Annotated in this window: 17 protein-coding genes; 7 read left to right on the forward strand and 10 right to left on the reverse strand. The window is 40.2% G+C overall.

Features of this window, described 5'->3' with window-relative positions:
* Nucleotides 1-164 precede the first annotated feature (164 nt).
* The 8 genes from H8S90_RS09960 to H8S90_RS09995 form a co-directional block, all read right to left on the reverse strand.
* Nucleotides 165-1,184: a TlpA disulfide reductase family protein gene (locus tag H8S90_RS09960; RefSeq protein WP_222852274.1), complete on the reverse strand. Its 1,020-nt coding sequence runs from the start codon at nucleotides 1,182-1,184 to the stop codon at nucleotides 165-167.
* 382 nt (nucleotides 1,185-1,566) lie between these two features.
* A complete protein-coding gene (locus H8S90_RS09965; protein WP_187342395.1) occupies nucleotides 1,567-2,361 on the reverse strand; it encodes a serine hydrolase in 795 nt (264 codons plus the stop codon).
* A 250-nt stretch (nucleotides 2,362-2,611) separates the two neighbouring features.
* Nucleotides 2,612-2,833, reverse strand: a complete 222-nt coding sequence (locus tag H8S90_RS09970) for a helix-turn-helix transcriptional regulator (protein ID WP_187342396.1) — start codon at nucleotides 2,831-2,833, stop codon at nucleotides 2,612-2,614.
* Nucleotides 2,834-2,836: 3 nt separating this feature from the next.
* Nucleotides 2,837-3,322, reverse strand: coding sequence for a DUF2975 domain-containing protein (locus H8S90_RS09975; protein ID WP_187342397.1), 486 nt, complete (start codon nucleotides 3,320-3,322; stop codon nucleotides 2,837-2,839).
* Nucleotides 3,323-3,594: 272 nt separating this feature from the next.
* Entirely contained in the window at nucleotides 3,595-4,068 is a 474-nt protein-coding gene (locus tag H8S90_RS09980) for an ester cyclase (RefSeq protein WP_187342398.1), read from the reverse strand.
* 605 nt (nucleotides 4,069-4,673) lie between these two features.
* Entirely contained in the window at nucleotides 4,674-5,495 is an 822-nt protein-coding gene (locus H8S90_RS09985) for an alpha/beta fold hydrolase (protein WP_187342399.1), read from the reverse strand.
* 199 nt (nucleotides 5,496-5,694) lie between these two features.
* A complete protein-coding gene (locus H8S90_RS09990) occupies nucleotides 5,695-6,759 on the reverse strand; it encodes a serine hydrolase (RefSeq protein WP_187342400.1) in 1,065 nt (354 codons plus the stop codon).
* Nucleotides 6,760-6,868: 109 nt separating this feature from the next.
* On the reverse strand, nucleotides 6,869-9,250 hold the full coding sequence (locus tag H8S90_RS09995) for an ABC transporter permease (RefSeq protein WP_187342401.1): 2,382 nt from the start codon (nucleotides 9,248-9,250) through the stop codon (nucleotides 6,869-6,871).
* A gap of 213 nt (nucleotides 9,251-9,463) precedes the next feature.
* On the opposite strand from H8S90_RS09995, the gene H8S90_RS25925 reads away from it, so the two are divergent.
* From H8S90_RS25925 to H8S90_RS10005, 3 genes are all read left to right on the forward strand, one after another.
* The gene (locus H8S90_RS25925) at nucleotides 9,464-9,655 is read left to right on the forward strand and encodes a hypothetical protein (RefSeq protein ID WP_222852275.1); all 192 of its coding nucleotides are present in this window, start codon (nucleotides 9,464-9,466) and stop codon (nucleotides 9,653-9,655) included.
* A gap of 81 nt (nucleotides 9,656-9,736) precedes the next feature.
* Entirely contained in the window at nucleotides 9,737-9,931 is a 195-nt protein-coding gene (locus H8S90_RS10000) for a hypothetical protein (RefSeq protein WP_187342402.1), read from the forward strand.
* Nucleotides 9,932-10,500: 569 nt separating this feature from the next.
* On the forward strand, nucleotides 10,501-11,211 hold the full coding sequence (locus H8S90_RS10005) for a DsbA family oxidoreductase (protein WP_187342403.1): 711 nt from the start codon (nucleotides 10,501-10,503) through the stop codon (nucleotides 11,209-11,211).
* A 144-nt stretch (nucleotides 11,212-11,355) separates the two neighbouring features.
* On the opposite strand, the gene H8S90_RS10010 is transcribed toward H8S90_RS10005, so the two are convergent.
* Entirely contained in the window at nucleotides 11,356-11,748 is a 393-nt protein-coding gene (locus tag H8S90_RS10010; RefSeq protein WP_187342404.1) for a RidA family protein, read from the reverse strand.
* Between the two features lie 36 nt (nucleotides 11,749-11,784).
* A complete protein-coding gene (locus H8S90_RS10015) occupies nucleotides 11,785-12,228 on the reverse strand; it encodes a nuclear transport factor 2 family protein (protein WP_187342405.1) in 444 nt (147 codons plus the stop codon).
* A 355-nt stretch (nucleotides 12,229-12,583) separates the two neighbouring features.
* Here H8S90_RS10015 and H8S90_RS10020 point away from each other — a divergent pair, with 355 nt between their 5' ends.
* The 4 genes from H8S90_RS10020 (at nucleotide 12,584) to H8S90_RS10035 (ending at nucleotide 17,044) form a co-directional block, all read left to right on the forward strand.
* Nucleotides 12,584-13,483: an AraC family transcriptional regulator gene (locus tag H8S90_RS10020; protein WP_187342406.1), complete on the forward strand. Its 900-nt coding sequence runs from the start codon at nucleotides 12,584-12,586 to the stop codon at nucleotides 13,481-13,483.
* 706 nt (nucleotides 13,484-14,189) lie between these two features.
* Nucleotides 14,190-15,011, forward strand: coding sequence for a hypothetical protein (locus H8S90_RS10025; protein ID WP_187342407.1), 822 nt, complete (start codon nucleotides 14,190-14,192; stop codon nucleotides 15,009-15,011).
* 501 nt (nucleotides 15,012-15,512) lie between these two features.
* The gene (locus tag H8S90_RS10030; RefSeq protein ID WP_187342408.1) at nucleotides 15,513-16,283 is read left to right on the forward strand and encodes a sensor histidine kinase; all 771 of its coding nucleotides are present in this window, start codon (nucleotides 15,513-15,515) and stop codon (nucleotides 16,281-16,283) included.
* Entirely contained in the window at nucleotides 16,280-17,044 is a 765-nt protein-coding gene (locus H8S90_RS10035) for a LytTR family DNA-binding domain-containing protein (RefSeq protein ID WP_187342409.1), read from the forward strand. Before H8S90_RS10030 ends, H8S90_RS10035 begins: the two co-directional genes overlap by 4 nt.
* Nucleotides 17,045-17,080 lie beyond the last annotated feature (36 nt).

The raw sequence follows: 17,080 nt of genomic DNA on the forward strand, positions 1-17,080 counted from the left end.
CGCTTCAGGGGTTGTTTTATCTATCAAGGCCCTTACCTATGCCAGGCGAAATAGCTAAGGGCCTCTAGTTGTTCTTTTGTAAAGGGGAGAAAGATCTTATAATCCCCCTCAAATTTCAATTCTTTACCTCATTAGCCTTCAGCCCTCGCAAAAGGCAACTTTAATCATTCGCTCACCATGAATTTTTTTAATCCCTCGAATCCTTCGGTACCGTAATTGCTGTATAGGATTTCCCCCGTCCTGTCGATAATCATATATGTAGGAAAATTGGAAACGTTTAGACCTCTACTAATTGTACTTTTCCTAGCTTGCTGGTTGTCCAATAATTGAGGCCATGCTACCCCGTGTTCGGAAAAGATCTCTTTTGCCTTGTCAAAGTTTTCAGGCCGGTCGAAGCAAATGCTCAGAAAATCATATTCCTCCTTTGAGGAACTGTACAACTCCTGTAAATGGGGGAGTGCTTCGATACAGGGAGCACACCAGGTCCCCCAGAAATCCAGCACCAGATATTCGTTATTTTCGGAAAAATAGGGTAGGAGCTTCGCCAGGTGAACGTCCGGTATATATGCTGCACCGGTTTCCACAACTGGATGCAGATACAAGTTTTCCATTCCCGTATCAAGACTGTCAAGTCGATAGGGCTTTCCTTCGATATTGACCGTGTCCTGTAAACGATAGGAATGTTTATATGCCAATCCTTCGTTAATTCTGTCTCTATGGAATTGACCGTTCTCTTTAATTTCGATAGAGAGAGGTGAACGGTGATGGTCGTACTTTAACTGCACGACATAAATCTCGGCTCCCAGAAAATTGGCCGTCTTATTTGTTGCCAGCATCACCGAAAGTGTGGGAATATGGTTCAGCCTATCATCGTTCCATGTAACTACCGGATTCTTCAGTGGAATTAGGTACAGCACCACCTGCTCGTTGACGATTTCATCGTGTACGCAAAAAGGGAAATTTACGGATGTCTCCGGAATTGCTCCCTCCGGTACATTTTCACTTGTCCAGCTCATCAAAGAATCGGTAGGATAGACAAGTTTTATTTCTTCATTTAGAAAAGGGTTATGTCTTTTGGGCAAAGAAATTTTTACCGAATCACCTAGGTACTCCTGCAAAACAAACAGAACGCTTGGCAATTCAGTACACGGTTTTCCCTTTCTTTCCTTTGGTTTAGAGGTCAATTGCTGATCGTTTCTATTAGAATTATCTTTAGGGTTTCTTTGCAGTTGTATACCCCACAGAATACTGTCTACAGAGGTTTCCTGCCCCCCATGTTTTTATCGGGTCAAGCAAAGAAATCGGAGACCGGATTTGCCTGAAATCAATGATCTTCGTCAACTTAAGTTTATGGGCTCTCTCCCCTTTATTCTGACCAAAACAACAGAGGCAGCTAAAGAGTAATGAGGTAACAAATGATATCTTGGCAAAAAACATAGCTATAGTATAATAGATCAAATATGATAAATTTACTAACTATTTGAGAATAATTTACTCACGTAGAATCTGGTTAAACACGCTTCGCAAGGAAAGCGCTAGCCAGTCAGGTTCTTCAACAAACCAGCACTAATTTTCATCAAACTCTACGACAGCGGTAACGAACTTACCCATTATATTTAAATAACCCCATGGGTGATGCTGGGTCATAAAAATGGCCGTTAGTTTCTTTTCGTAATCAATTAAGAATATAGTGTTATATGCTCCTGTCCAACTAATCGCTTTTGTTTTTCCGTTATTCGGTCTATTATTTACCCCAACACCAAACCCATATCCGGTGAGCGAGAATGATCGGTTATCAATGCCAGAAATTTGATCAGAAATCAACAGCTCAATTGTCTCCGGTCTCATAATCTGTTTTCCTTTGAAATTACCATATTGAAGTATCATTTCGCAGAAGTTAGCATAATTCCCTACAGTAGACAATAGCGCACCAATACTGTCCAGCATTCCTCCCCCTCTCGAGAAAATTGTTGGCTTACGGCTAAAGTGACTTGTTACAGGGGCTTGAATCAACGTCAATTTATTTTCATCATAATGATATAATCCGGATAGCCTGGTTTTATCCTCTTCATTGATATAGAACCCCGTGCTGCCCATTTCCAATGGATCGAAGAGCTCGGCTTTTAGAAAATCATGTAGATTCTGGCCTGAGATTCGTTCTACCGGATATACGTTTACATAAGTGAGGTAGGATCTCCTTTGTTGTTCAATGGTTCGTCCGCTGTCAACGTACGGGCGTCCGTTTGAACTCAACAGCAATATAAAGGCCAAGTCAACAATAGTTAAAGGAATCGCTAAATATGGGCATTCTGCGGTATCACGGTGTCCGTATGCGAAGACCCACCGTTCGCTAGTGAACAAAGGATTGATATCATATTATCGCCCTTATAGTATAAACCGAGTTTTCTAAAATGCTATTTTATGGTCAAGGAAGGTAGGAGGGAAGTTCGGATACGTTTTCTGGGGTTTTGAAGAGCAGTATCCCGAAGGCGGGATAAGCGAGCATGGGCTGTTTTTTGATGCAAACGCTTTACCAGAGTCGATTCCTATCAGCAGAGACCCGGCGAAGCCTGACTTTGAACCCCGATGACGAGATGGAACCTGCTTGAAATTAAATGTTGTTTTTTTCATCACTTACATATTCCAAAATATCACCCGGTTGGCAGTCCAATGCTTTACAAATGGAGTCTAAAGTGGTAAAACGAATAGCTTTTGCTTTTCCCGTTTTTAAGATAGAAAGATTAGATAATGTCAAATCAACTCGTTCAGAAAGTTCATTCAGAGATATTTTTCGCTTTGCCATCATCACATCTAAGTTTACAATAATTGGCATAGCTTAAATTGTTAGGTCATTTTCAGATTTCATATCTACGGCATTCTGTAAGATTTTTTCAAATAAAGTAGCAGCAGTGGCGATGATAAGAGAAATAAAAATCATAACAAAACCTATTGCAACGCCGCCAGCAATATCCTCCCCTTTACTGGACTGAACTATAAAAAAGTAAGCTTCTGCTCCCAGAATAAATATAATAAGGATTATTGAACAATATTTTATAGTTCGCAAAGCCCTTACGGTATTTTGCGAGAATACACTATTTTGCCCAATGTAACCTAACAGCTTAAATACTTGATACAATCCCACAAAAAAAGAAGCAGATGCGATATATACATAGATCAGAAATGGGTCTTTGAAGTAAATATCAAAAAACGTTGCGTGTATATTTCTGCCTTCAATGTGGGGTTCCCAAAGCAAAAAGGCTAGAGTTCCGATACCGATCAATACAACGACTACCCGAAGAAATATTATTGAAATTCTTTTCATAATGTGCTAAGAATTTTGAGTTACACCGCAAATGTAACAAATATTTATTGTTTATCAATAAATATTTACTGTTTTTGTTGAGATATTGAAAAAGTGAGTATGCTGGAATAAATTGGTCCTTCTTTAATTTTCGTAGTTAAGATGGGAGAGCGTACCAGCTTTCTTTCCAAAAGATTCAGCGACGTTGTCGGGGGTGGCGGGAGTGGCCCCGCCGCATTGTCCCGCAACCAATCAAAATACGAGCAGTGGATATGGGCATGGAAGGAGATTTGTTATTTCGAAGGTTCCTGAATTGTTTTCAATAACCCATGCAAATCGGAGACGACCCAACGTTCCATTAATTTTTCATCTTCCACTCGGTAAATCGCCACTCCTTTAAGGATCACAGTTTGTCCGTTGGGAAGAATATCAATTCCCGGAAAAGGTTCGCTATAAGTGCCGCGCATTTCCCAACGAACGGCTACCCGATCTCCATCGGCGAGGATGTCTTTCACTTCGTATTTTGCGTCCGGCACCGCTTTCTTGAATGCTACGTAATATTTTCGAAATGCTTTTGGTCCCTTTTGTCCTTTTTCCGGCCAATCATGGGAGATAAAATCCGGAGATAACATCTCATCCGCTGTTTCCATATTCCAATCAACATACAACTCTTTATAAAAGCGCTTTAAAAGTTCTTTATTTTTGGATGGATTAGGAGCAGAATAAGAGAACAACGGAAATAATGCTGTCAATAACATAAGTTTCATACTAATTTTTTGTTAGCGTTTTTACTAGTTCTTCGAAGACATTTCTCGTCTCCGCATTTCAGTGATTGTTTACTCGACAAAGTTCACCATACTTTTTTTGATATTTTTTAGCAAATGCTAAAATCAATCCACCGCGGTTGGTTGAGCAGCTATCGGGAGAAGACAGGAATTTAGGTGTTCCTTAGTTTGTTTGCTTATCTTATTCCACTAGCTAAAATTCTATCTATTAACACCGATAGCATCCAGATAAACGGAGTTGGTGTTGATTTAAGCAGAATCGGCTTCCCACTAAAATACTTATAGACAAGGAAGGTAAAATAATCGGTCGTTACGGCTCAGATGAGGGAGCTTTGGATACAAAATTGGCCGAAATCTTTGGGACTATTTAACCCCGCTGCATGTATGCTTTATCTTAATGTTGATGACAGATTATTTTTTTATTGTAATACTTATTATTTATACTTCAGGCATAATATGTATAAAAGTGCCAAACTTATAATTTAGGTCTGGTATAGAGAAAAAGCAATATGGGGTGAGGGGAGGGGGGCCATACGGTTTTCTACTTACCCGGTCCCTTTTCTAATTTATTCATGACGGTCTAATTTTTATTGATGTGTTTTTTGAAAGTTATTTAAGAATTGCTGAATTGTAGGAGCAAAGGTTTTAGAAAAATCATTGATAGTCATAATGTCTTTGGAAAGTGTTACATCTGAAAGATGTCCGTTGACAAGCGATTTAGCAATGCTTTTAGCGAGAGCAGCAGGATGCCTGTCATCATCCCCAGGGATTATCAATGTGGGAATAGTGATTCCTTTTAAATCTTCGAAATTATCAAAGGCGCGATCATAAACGATAGAAGCTGCCGCAACAATACTAGCAGGGTCTGATCTCGGAATAGCGTCACGTACCATGTGTCCGATAACCGGTGAGAGAAAACTGAGAAGCGGTTCCCAGGCTGCTTCGATTCCATCTGAAACGACACAAGCAGCAAAAGCCTCCAGAAGTTCAATCTCCCGCTTCTTACCTTCATCATTTTCAATGTCTTCGATGCTTATTAATACTAAGCCATGAATTTTGTCAGGAAAACGCAAGGCTGTTTTTAGGCTTATCGTTGTACCAATCCCTGCTGCTATAACAATTATACTTTCCGTTTCGATCGTATCGATTAAGTAAACAAGGTCATCGGCATATTGCCTCCACGTATAACAGTTTCTATCTCTACAAATCGAACGACCATATCCACGCAAATCTGGCAAAATAGCTGTGTACGCTCCTTGGAAGCTTTTAGCCAGTGGAAGCAAGCTGTGATGGTCCGGTCCACCACCATGTAAAAAGATCAGTGTCGATTTCGGTGTATTTGATTTAGATTCCAACGAAACAGCAAAAAGGGGTAGTCCATCATTACCAGAATACTGTATTTCTTTCATAATTGAATATAGTTGAGATCTTGTTATGGACCATTTTTTACCTTCCGTTGCTTGCTAAGCGTACGGAGTTTGTCTTAGCTGAAGATTTTTAGTTTATGTTACAAATTTACCTGATAAGAAGATACCTTTCTTTACAATATTTTGGGTATCGTTTGTAAAATTTAATGATGCTCGCAATTCTCATCGCTATATTATCTATTTAGGATGACTGATTCATTCTCCTAAGGATCTCGTCCCCAACGTCCAATAATTCTTTAAGCACATGCTCGTATACTTTTTGCCCGTTATCACCATTTGTAAAAATCACGAGAGCTCGTTTTGATTTAGGAAGCAATATTACAAACGTTTTGATGCCGGGGTCACTTCCGCTATGCATCAAGGCGTATTCTCCTCCGCTCAGATTTTTAACCACAACCCATGAAAGGCCGATTCCCACATCTTTTGCCTGGGGTACCATAATCTGAGGCGTATGGATTTGTTTATTTAACGCCTTCGATATACCCTGACCTTTAAGACATGCTACAGCGAACTTGGTATAATCATGGATAGTGGTAACCAAACTGGCCGCTGCGTTTGCCGAGGTGATTTTTTCAAATGGGTACCGTTTACTATTTTGATCAAAACGACCCGCATACTGCAGGGTATCCAGGTTGTCCGGCCAGGTCAGAAAACTATGATCCATCTTAAAGGGTTTAAATAAACACGATTCTGCCAGATGTTCGAAAGACTGATGGAATTTTTTCTCTATAGCCTGTCTTAAATATTCGAAGCCTTCGCCGGAATAGCGAAAGGAAGTACCCGGTACTGTATCGAATGCCAGCTTACCATCGGAATTCATGGAACGCCAATTGGTAAAACCTCCCTGATGGCTTAGAACATGCCTGCTACTCAGCTGATAAACTAAACTATCTTCTTTGACATCCGGATCGATCCAATAGTCTGCCAAAGGTTCATTGAGATTCCATAAGTTGTTGCTATTCAGTGTCAAAGCAAGCATCATGGAAACAGGCTTTGTCAACGAAGCTACGCTGAAGAGAAGTTCCGAGGGAGCATCATTAGTAGAGCTACCTAAACCAAAAACTTCGGTGGCTACCATTTTATTATCTTCTATTAGTCCGACAGCGGCAGTGGGTACATTTTGTTCTTTAAGTAGCGCCTCCAGCCTCCGTTTGAATTCGGGATTTAATGAGTCCATGCTTTGTGCACTGATATAAAATAAGTTTAAGCTTAAGATGGCGAAAGTAATAAATATGTGCTTTTCCATTGTTTTTTGGAACTTATAGTGTTTTTTCATTGGACACGGGGCAGTATAAGGAATAATTTATCAGATACAGATAGATTAATAAATGAAGTTTTTCTTAGGGAAAACTCTTTCACTCGTCCTTTAAACTATTCACTGGATTCGCTGTCGCTGCTTTTACCGCTTGGAAGCCAACCGTGAAAACGGTGATGGTAAGCGCCAATACCGAGGCTACAACAAACACAACCCAACTGATCTCAATCCTGTAGTCGTAATTGGTTAGCCATTGGCCAAGGTAATACCAAGCTATTGGCACTGCGATGATGCACGAAATCGTAACCAATAAAACAAATTCTTTTGAGAGCAACATCAACAAGTTAGCAACGGTGGCCCCAAGCACCTTGCGGATGCCAATCTCTTTGGTTCGCCGCTCTGCCACAAAACTGGCCATGCCAAAAAGCCCCAGACACGAAATAAAAACGGCGAGTACTGCAAAATAGGATGACAGTTTGCCAATACGCTCCTCTGTTTTGAATTTGGCACCGAATACCTCATCCACAAATGAATAATCAAAGGGTACGTCGTCAACGTATTTCTTCCACACCTTTTCAATAGTTTGGATTGATTGCTTAGCATTTTGTTTTGGATTCAGTTTTAAGACAATATTGACCATGTCATCATATGAGTCAAGGTGATAAAGTGTTGGTCGTGCAGGAAAAAAGGGAGATTCCTGTAGCATATCGCTAACAACGCCGATAATGGTATAATACTCACTTCTTTGCCGGATTATCTTCCCTATGGGATCTTTGAAACCCATAAACTTTGCCGCCGATTCATTGATGATAAAGGCCATGGAATCAGAAGGAAGATCCCTGGAAAAATCTCTTCCTGCCATCACTTTCCACTGCACTGTTTTACCAAAATCATGTGACACGGAGTTGTTTGGGAAATCCGTAGCCAGATTAGGGTCCTTACCTTCCCAATCAAAACCCCCATTGGTATTCCACACGCCGGTAAGGGGAACACATCCAGCCATTTCTTCTACGGCTCCTAAGCGTATCAATTCCGTTCTGAACGCATCAAAATGGCTTCTCAGCTCGTCCTGGAAGAGCAGATTTACAAGTCCTTTTTGGGTGTAACCCACCGGCCTGTTTTTAGCATGCTGAATCTGTTGGTAGACTACGATAGTACCAATGATGAGTATCACCGAAACAGTAAATTGTACAACCACCAGTCCTTGTCGTGGAATGGATGCAAATCTGCCAAGTCTAAATGTGCCCTTCAATACCTGTAATGGTTGGAACGATGATAGGTAGAGTGCCGGATAACTGCCAGCCAGTAGTCCGGTAATGAATATAAAGATTAAGCTACTACCCCAAAAAACGGAATTAAACCAAGGTAGCCCGATCTTCTTGTCGGCAAGTTCATTGAAAGAGGGTAAAAATACCACTACCAAAAGCAGCGACAATACAAATGCGAGTAGCACCGTAACGTATGATTCTGCGAAGAATCTAACAATGAGCTGAAAGCGATGAGAGCCTACGGCTTTGCGAATACCCACTTCCCTGGCACGCTTTTCACTTCTGGCCGTGGCTAGATTCATAAAATTAATGCAGGCCAACAGCAATACGAAGCTGCCAATGAGGCCAAATAATCGAACATATTGTATACCTCCGCCCGTATTTATACCATTACGGAATTCGTCGTAGAGGTTCCATTTCCGCATAGGGTGCAGGAAAACAGACCACTCTGCATTTTTTTCCTCGTCGCCTAGGTTATCTGATTTTACATTCCTAATTTTCGCAGATATATTTTCCAAATCTCCCTTTTCTACAACCTGTACAAAGGTCTGGGTGAAGTTGCTGCCCCATGGTTGTATCATTTCTTTGGCCCATGGGTTTTGAATGAGCCACAAGGTCCAGGGTAAGATGACCTTCACATTACTGAATGTAGTATTGTTCGGTAGGTCTTCGTACACTCCGGTCACTTTCACTTCTTGGCTGCGGTCTAAGGTTATCGTTTTACCCATCGGATCTTCTTTACCAAACAGCGCCTCGGCAGCCGACGCTGCTAGCATAATGGAATGCGGGCTATGCAATCCGGCCCGGGTCCCTTTCAGCATTTGCAAGGTGAGCATCTCCGGGGCATCCTGTTCGAAGTAGATTCCACCCTGGGTGATATGTTTATCGCCCACCGTGAGCAAAGGACTGTAATACCATGAAGCTTGCACTACGTATTTGAAATCACTTCCATATTTTGTTCGAAGTTCCGGACCCATTAATGCCGGATTGGCGTTCTGGGTTGTCACCTTACCGTTAAAATTGGCGTGTTGCATTACCTGTGCAATGTGATCATAATTTTTATGATAAGTATTGAATGTCAACTCATCATACACCCATAATCCGATTAACATGACCACGGCCATGCCCACTGCGAGCCCTCCGATATTCAGCGCGCTGTAACCCTTGCTTTTAATTAGGTTGCGCCAAGTGGCATTGAGATAGTTTTTGATCATAATTTTTGTGTTCTTTGATCCATTTCACTCAGTAGCCAGATGTATTTATTTCCGGCTAACCTGAAAGCATCATCAACCAAGCCATATTTGTAAATAACTGATTAACTGGTTAATAAGAAAAGTAGAGATGCGTAGTGTACGATATTGAACACTTTATGTTCGTATCTGGACAGATTTTTAAAGGGTCTTTTACTGATATAGGTTTACATTTTTATGCAATTATCCACCGGCCCAAACAGAAACCTTACCGAAGTATCGCCATCGGAGATTTCAGCATGGAATGGCTGGAAAATGAAAACGGATAGCCTGCCGTTCATTTATCTGGTTATTTTGGCGATGGTCTCTGGCCAACCGGGCACGGTTACTCTTGACGCCAAAAAACCGCTGATTTCAGGGATTGTTTGACTTATGCTCCCTACTTACTTTTGTATTAAGCGGAGGCCGAAAAGCTTTAAAAGAGTAGGCATAACTTAATTTACAAACATTATGGAAAATTTAGCTGGAGTTCAAATGCTTTCAATGGAGGAAGCAACAGCGATTAATGGGGGTAACGCAACAGCCATTGGTACCTCATCGTATTTCACCACTCAACAGGGTGAAGTCTGGCAAGATTTTTACTTCTGCGATTATAATTGGATGACCGAAAGTGTATATTGCGTGTGGGCAAGTGAAATCTATTAACTTTGGTTTAGAAAAGGCCCTGTTAGCATATGCTTCGGGCCCTTGCTAGCCATTATAGAGGTCAACTAAAGCTTGAGCTAACAAGTCAGTATATTTTATAGCCATCTCTCCGTGGTGCAATTCCTCCAATTTCCATTCATATGAAAATATGCACGGATGCTTCATGCAAAATTACAATTGTTGCCAATTCCTTGGAATCTTTGGATAAAAGATTTGGATTCAGTTCGATTTGGTAACGACTTTTTGTACTCACACAAAAAGTTCAATAGGGCTTAGTGTCGCAGAAATCAATATCAAAGATGAAAAATACTTCTCCTTATCATCGGATGGAAGTATGTGTGTGGTCCTGAAAAGACCTTACACTGTAAGGAGAAAACCATACGAAACCGTTCTAGATTAATGTTGTTCACAAATGTAATTACAAAATCAGAAGAGCTCCGGTTTGTCATACTTCGGTTTTATTAACTGTTTAAAACATGATTTTATTTTTTTACATCCTAATTTTATATCTCGTGTCTTTGTGAACAGGCACCTACCCAGAACATCGTTGTAAAATAGTTGAAGGAATTATGAAAGTAGAAGTTTGGTCAGACATCATGTGCCCATTTTGTTATATCGGGAAACGCCATTACGAAGCGGCACTCAAACAGCTTGGCGATACCACGGATATCGAATTGGAATGGAAAAGTTTCCAACTGGATCCCAGCATCCCGAAGGGCGAGAAGCTGGGTAACGTTTATCAATATCTGGCGGAAAAGAAGGGGCTCAGTGAGGACCAAGCTAGGGAAATGACAGGCAATGTGGCCAGTATGGCATTACAGGTAGGTCTGGAACTGGATTTTGAACATGCGGTGGTCGCCAATTCTTTAGACGCGCACCGGCTGATTCATTTGGCACAGGCCCACAAATTGGGGGATACCGTCAAGGAAAAACTATTTCAGGCGCATTTTAATGAGGGCAAGAACATAGCTGATCTCACTGTTCTTATCCATATCGCGGTAAAGGCAGGCCTGGATGCCGCGGAAGTAGAGGCCATGCTCCGCAGCAATCAGTATACGGACGAAGTGGAACAGGATATCCGGGAAGCCCGGCTGATCGGTGTGACGGGTGTGCCGTTATTTGTGTTTGACCGCAAATACGCCATATCAGGCGCCCAACCGGTGGCTGTCTTTCGCCAAAAACTGGAGAAATCGCTTGCCGAATGGCGTGCCGAACATCCGGTGGTCAAGCTGGATATCTCTGAAGGGCCATCTTGCAGTGCCGATGGTGTGTGCGGTTAAATGTGGTAAAGATAAGCTGTCCCTTGGTATTTACCGTATACGTTGCAAAAAAAATGTGAGACCATCGGGTTTCACATTTTTGCGCCGCTTCGAAATACAGGAAATTTATATTCAAAAGTACGGCCTATAGAGCTTCCTGACGCTTTATTTTACCACGGTAGCTTCCAGCTCTACATTCAGTGTTTCGTTCAGGGCAACCACTTGCAGTAGCGTAACCACTTGTTTCATTCCGTGTTTTGCCACGAAATCCCGGAATATATCAAAACAGTTTTTGATAAACTCATCAGAGGAAGTCGAGTAAACCGTCAGCCTAACAATATTACGGCATTCATAACCCGCCTCACTGATTACCGTTTCGAGGTTCTGTATCGCCAATCCAAGTTGGGTGCGCATATCAGCATTGCTGGATGTGCCATCGGCGTGCACCGCCGCCTGCCCGGCAACGTATAATGTTCCTTCTGTCTGTTTCACTTCTACGGCCTGAACATAACTGAGCTTCTCCTGCCAGGTCCAGGGATTGATTATACGCTTTTCCATATGCTTAGTTTTTAATGTTTTTTAATTCGTCTAGATTTATTGCTTTATAAAGGCTGTTAACGGTGCATTGATAGCCTCCATGGCTACCAAAGGATTCCAAAAATCGACGTAGCGGATAATTTTTCCTTCAGACGTTGTTGTTAACACAGAGATGTATTGCTGAAGGTAAGGTTTACCTGTTTCCAGGGCATGCCCATTACTGGTGAACTCAGCGATGACAAGTGTGGGTTCTTCTGTTAAATGATAATGAAGGTTCTCGAAAACAACTTTGAAATGCTTGGGGAAATTTTGCATGTAGTTGTACAATTCTTTCTTACCTGAAACGTTTTTTGGAAAACCTTCGGGACCGTAAGGAAACTCAAGTACCCCGTCTTCAGTAAAAAGGTCTACCCATTCCCGAATACGGCCGGCAGATAAATAATCCAGGTGATTTTGAAATGCCTGCTGCGCCAATATTCTGATTTGCTCTTTTGTGTTCATAATATTCCTATATTTAAGTGATTCTCCTTATTACTAATAAGCTATCAATTCAATAAGGGCAAATATAGCGCTGAAAGATTCCCTGGAGTTATGATTGAACAATCAATAACTCTAAAAAATCAATCAAGTTGACATATGTCTAACCAACCGGTTTAAAGTCCGCAGGTGGTGCTTTTCCATTCACAACGGAAAAAGTGTTTCTTTGGGCAGTGAATGAAATCTGCATAAATTACCATAAACAAAAGGATATGAACAGAGTGAAGTGACCTCTTGAAGAGCCGAAAGCAGACAACAGATGAAAAATAATAATTTTAGTTAACTTAACGATATTATAAGAACATTCGAATTGGAAAACATGCATCAGAGTATAGAAGAATTTTATGCAAAACATTCGTTTGCAATGCCAATTGATACTTCCTGTTTTGGGCATTTTGATGTTTTCAAGATGGAGCAATATACGCCGACGAATGACATACCTATTCCATTCGGCCGGAAGGAGTATCTGAAAATATGCATTATTGAAGGAGATAGTTTTATACATTACGCCGATAAAAGCATACATGTTAAAAATAAGGCTTTGTTTTTTGGAAACTCTCTGATCCCGTATAACTGGGAATGGGTAGAAAAGCACCAATCTGGCTATAGTTGTATCTTCGACGACATTTTTTTTCTTGATTATGGTCATATCAAAGAATATCCGGTATTTCGACCAGGCAATGATCCGGTATTTGAACTTTCCACTGAGCAATTCTCATTTTTCGATCATATTTTTACTAAAATGATTGCCGAAAAGAATGACAACTTCGAATTTAAAAAAGATATTCTACGCAGTCTTGTGTTCCAGATCATACACGCTGCGCTGAAGATGCGCCCCTCTTCATCGATCAGGCCCGTGCATGCTACTGCAGCCCTAAGAACAACTCAACTTTTCCAGGAACTGCTCGAAAAGCAATTTCCCTTGAATGGGGCAAATGCAAAGCCGCCCTTGCGCTCGCCCTCAGCGTACGCCTCACAGTTGGCAATACATGTCAACCATTTGAACAAGTCTGTGAAAGAGGTCTTAAAAAAAACCACGACCGAGATTGTCTTGGAACGTATCTTAGAGGAAGCTAAAGTCCTACTCAGGCATAGTAACTGGACCATATCTGAAATTGCATATTCGTTAGGTTTTGGAGGGCCGACCCATTTTGGCGCTTTCTTTAAAAAACACCTGCAATATACACCCAGTGAATTTCGCAGGTTTGAGACGAGATGAATTTGTGACTGAGCATCCGTCGTAATTGTATCTGTTAAGCAATGCGATGCAGCGCTTTTAATTTGACCTATTTTTAGGTAATTAATAAATACGTTTCTTGGGACATATTTATAGTGAATATCAAGTCTTAGCATTTTATGCGTCTTAATTCATTGACGATTTTAATACGTCAAAACTATTTTCTATTCCAGCGATGCTTATGTTTAGCTATTCATTTCTTTTCCAAAGTTGCCGGACAATCGTTAAACGTTTGCTGGTCGTGAACTACATATCCATATATTTCTAGAAACTCTACTTCATCTTTTATCATTTTTCGTATCCAAAAATTGATTCTTTCACAGCTTGATTCAACCATTAAATTTTTTCAAGTTCCCAATCCGGTTTTGTACTCCCACTTCATTTCATCCGGTTTATTTGGCTTCTCATAGATCGTTTTTGAAACTTCGCTGAAGTTTTTGGATCGGAGACCCAGTGTGGACTTAATTTTGGCTAATCGAAATATAAAAAAAGCAAAAATGAAACCGAGATGTAAATAATATTGACACGCAGGGAAATGATTATTGACAAGTATTTACATTTTCAGGTGTCAATGAGCTTTGCTGTCGCTTCGGTTATTTACATCGAGCTCTTCATCAGCCATTAACCGCCGAAGGCAGCATGAATGCTTATAAAAACAAGCAAAAAATGAATAAAAGAAAATAAATAGATGAAAATAATTAAAGAACTGCCCCTGTCATCCTTGAGAGTGAGGTCGACCAAGTCTAAGAATCAATTTGAAGAAAATCTTCTCGATACCAGCATCGGCACCGACAGCAAAAATATATGTATATATCCCTACCTAAAGATTTACAGACTATTGATGCTTTCTGTTTTTTCCTTATTAACGCTTGTTGCTTCGGCCCAAAAATCGACTGTGTTGGATGTTTTCTCCAAAAATGGCATCGATGCAGATATTTTAACAGTTGATGTAAAACAGCCGGAAGGTTATGCGTACGAGTTCAAACAGACGGTTGTAACGGCCGATAAATCAACGATCACTTTGGCTAGCTACGATCCTTCAAAACCAGAAGCAGAACGTTGGATCGTAAATTCCGTAGACGGAAAATCTCCGAGCAAATCAGCAGTCAAATCTTTCATCAAAAACCGGAAAGAGCAATCAGAAAAACCCCAGCCGGATGACGCGAGTTATAAAGTTGAAAAGGAGAATACTGATCAGCTGGTGATCAGTTTCAAACTTGATCCCAATACAGTTACCAAAGACGCCTCTTTTTTGAAAGACTGCAGGACTTATTTAACTATTAACCTTAAAAACAAGCAACTAGAATACTCAGAAGTGCTTAATGAGAAACCAGTGAAAGTTAAAATACTGAATGTTGACAAGCTTAACAAAACCACTAAATATAACTGGGATGATAAAGCTAAGCAATACTTTACGGTCAGTGATGAACTCAATATGTTCGCTAAATTTGTTGGACAGGAAGTAAAGGTACAAACACTTTCAGAATATAGTAATTTTATTGCACGCTAACCGCTAGGTGAAGAAAACGTTTGCTTTATTAAAAAACAATAACCCCTACCTATGTAATACCTTCATGGGTAAGAGTTTAAAACAGTAACCATTTTCAACTTTGGCTATTATTCGGTGAAATTTGTATTTTGTAATCATTAAGTTTCTAAAAACGGATTTATAAAGGTACAAAGTGTGAGAAATGGATTGAATTATAGACTCAATGGCCTATGGAAAAAAATAGGATTGATTTTTTTCAGTTTGATGGTATTGTATTTTGTTGCATACCTAATTGATCCAATCTTTTTCCTGGCGAATTATGTTGATTTGACCTTTGCAAACTTACTCATCAACTTTTTACTTAATTTGTTCTTCTGCATCATCATGGTAGAATTTTCACTATTAGTCGACAGAAAAATGAACAGGTTTTTACCATGGACAAAAGGGACCTTAAGAAGATTATTTGTTCAAACCATCGTCCAAATCATATGTATTTTCCCGCTTCTCATAGTTTTGTCTATTATGATCTCAGGAATTTTCAGCTTTTTAAATGTTGATGTCAAAGAATTGACCGATAATGATGTAAATCTCCGGCACTATATCACGGCAATCATCGTACTGAGCCTGATGATTAGTGGTGTGAGCACGATTCACTATTTGACAGAAAATTGGAAATCGGAAATCATAAACAGGGCGGAACATGAAATCAAGGCTGCAGAAAGTAAACAACTGGTTGCCGAAATAGAATTACAGGCTTTGCGATTACAGCTGGACCCACATTTTGTATTCAACAATTTGAGTGTTCTGTCCGAACTGATCTTAAAAGACCAACAATTAGGTTTTGAGTATACCGAAAATTTCGCAAAGGTATATCGTTACTTGTTACTTAATTCAAAAAGCAAGTTGATCATATTGAAAGATGAGCTGAAGTTTCTTGATGCCTATCTCTTTCTGCTGAAAAATCGCATCGGATCGGGTGTTAATTTTGAAATTTCAGTATCGCCAACTAAATTGGATATGCGTCTTCCACCGGTTACCTTGCAATTGTTAGTGGAAAACGCACTCAAATACAATCGTATAGAGAAAGACAAGCCATTAAGGGTACGCATTTTTACGAATGAATCTGATGAGCTGATTGTCCATAACAACCTATTACCATTGCTGAGAAAGCCACGTTCTTCAGGTATAGGTTTGGGAAATATTAAAAGCCGTTATGCGCTTCTTTCTGATAGGGAGCCCCATATCGAACAAAATGAATTATCATTTACCGTAAAAATACCTTTGTTGGCATGAAAGTTATTAAAAAAGTACTGATTATCGAAGATGAAGAAGTAAATGCGCAGCGTCTGCAAAGATTGCTTGCGAAAATCAGACCCGAATATGAAGTATTAGGTATACTGGACAGTATAGGAAAAACAATAGCTTGGCTGTCTCATGGAGAGCCCCTTGATTTAATATTTATGGATATCCGCCTTGCTGACGGCATAAGTTTTGAGATTTTCAACCTTACGGAAATAAAATATCCGGTGATCTTTACGACGGCGTATGACGAGTATGCTGTCAAAGCCTTCAAATACAATAGCATCGATTATCTCTTAAAACCGATCGAAGAGGAAGAGCTGGAGACTGCCGTAATAAAATTTGAATCATTACTTCAACAATCTTTTGAGCAGCATCTGCTGATCAGGAACCTGCTTGATTACATAGACAAAAGAGAATACAGAGAAAAATTTCTGCTGCCCTACCGCGATGGATATAAAAAGGTCGATGTTGAGGACATCGCTTTTTTTTACTCCCAAGATGGGACTTGTGTCGCAACCTTATTTAATGGGGAATCGAACGTTATCCCCAAGACGTTGGAAACGCTGGAACAACAGTTAAATCCTAAATACTTTTTTCGTGCAAACCGACAGTACATTGTGCATATCCGGGCAATTGAGAAAGTACATAATTATTTCAACTCCAAAATAAAACTAGATGTAAAACAATCTAAGGAAGGAATTATAGTGAGCAGATTAAAAGCAACGCTATTAAAAGAATGGTTAGATTACTGAATCAATATTCAAACACTAGTCATGTGCAACCGCGTA

It is taken from the genome of Olivibacter sp. SDN3 (assembly GCF_014334135.1).
Lineage (GTDB): Bacteria > Bacteroidota > Bacteroidia > Sphingobacteriales > Sphingobacteriaceae > Olivibacter.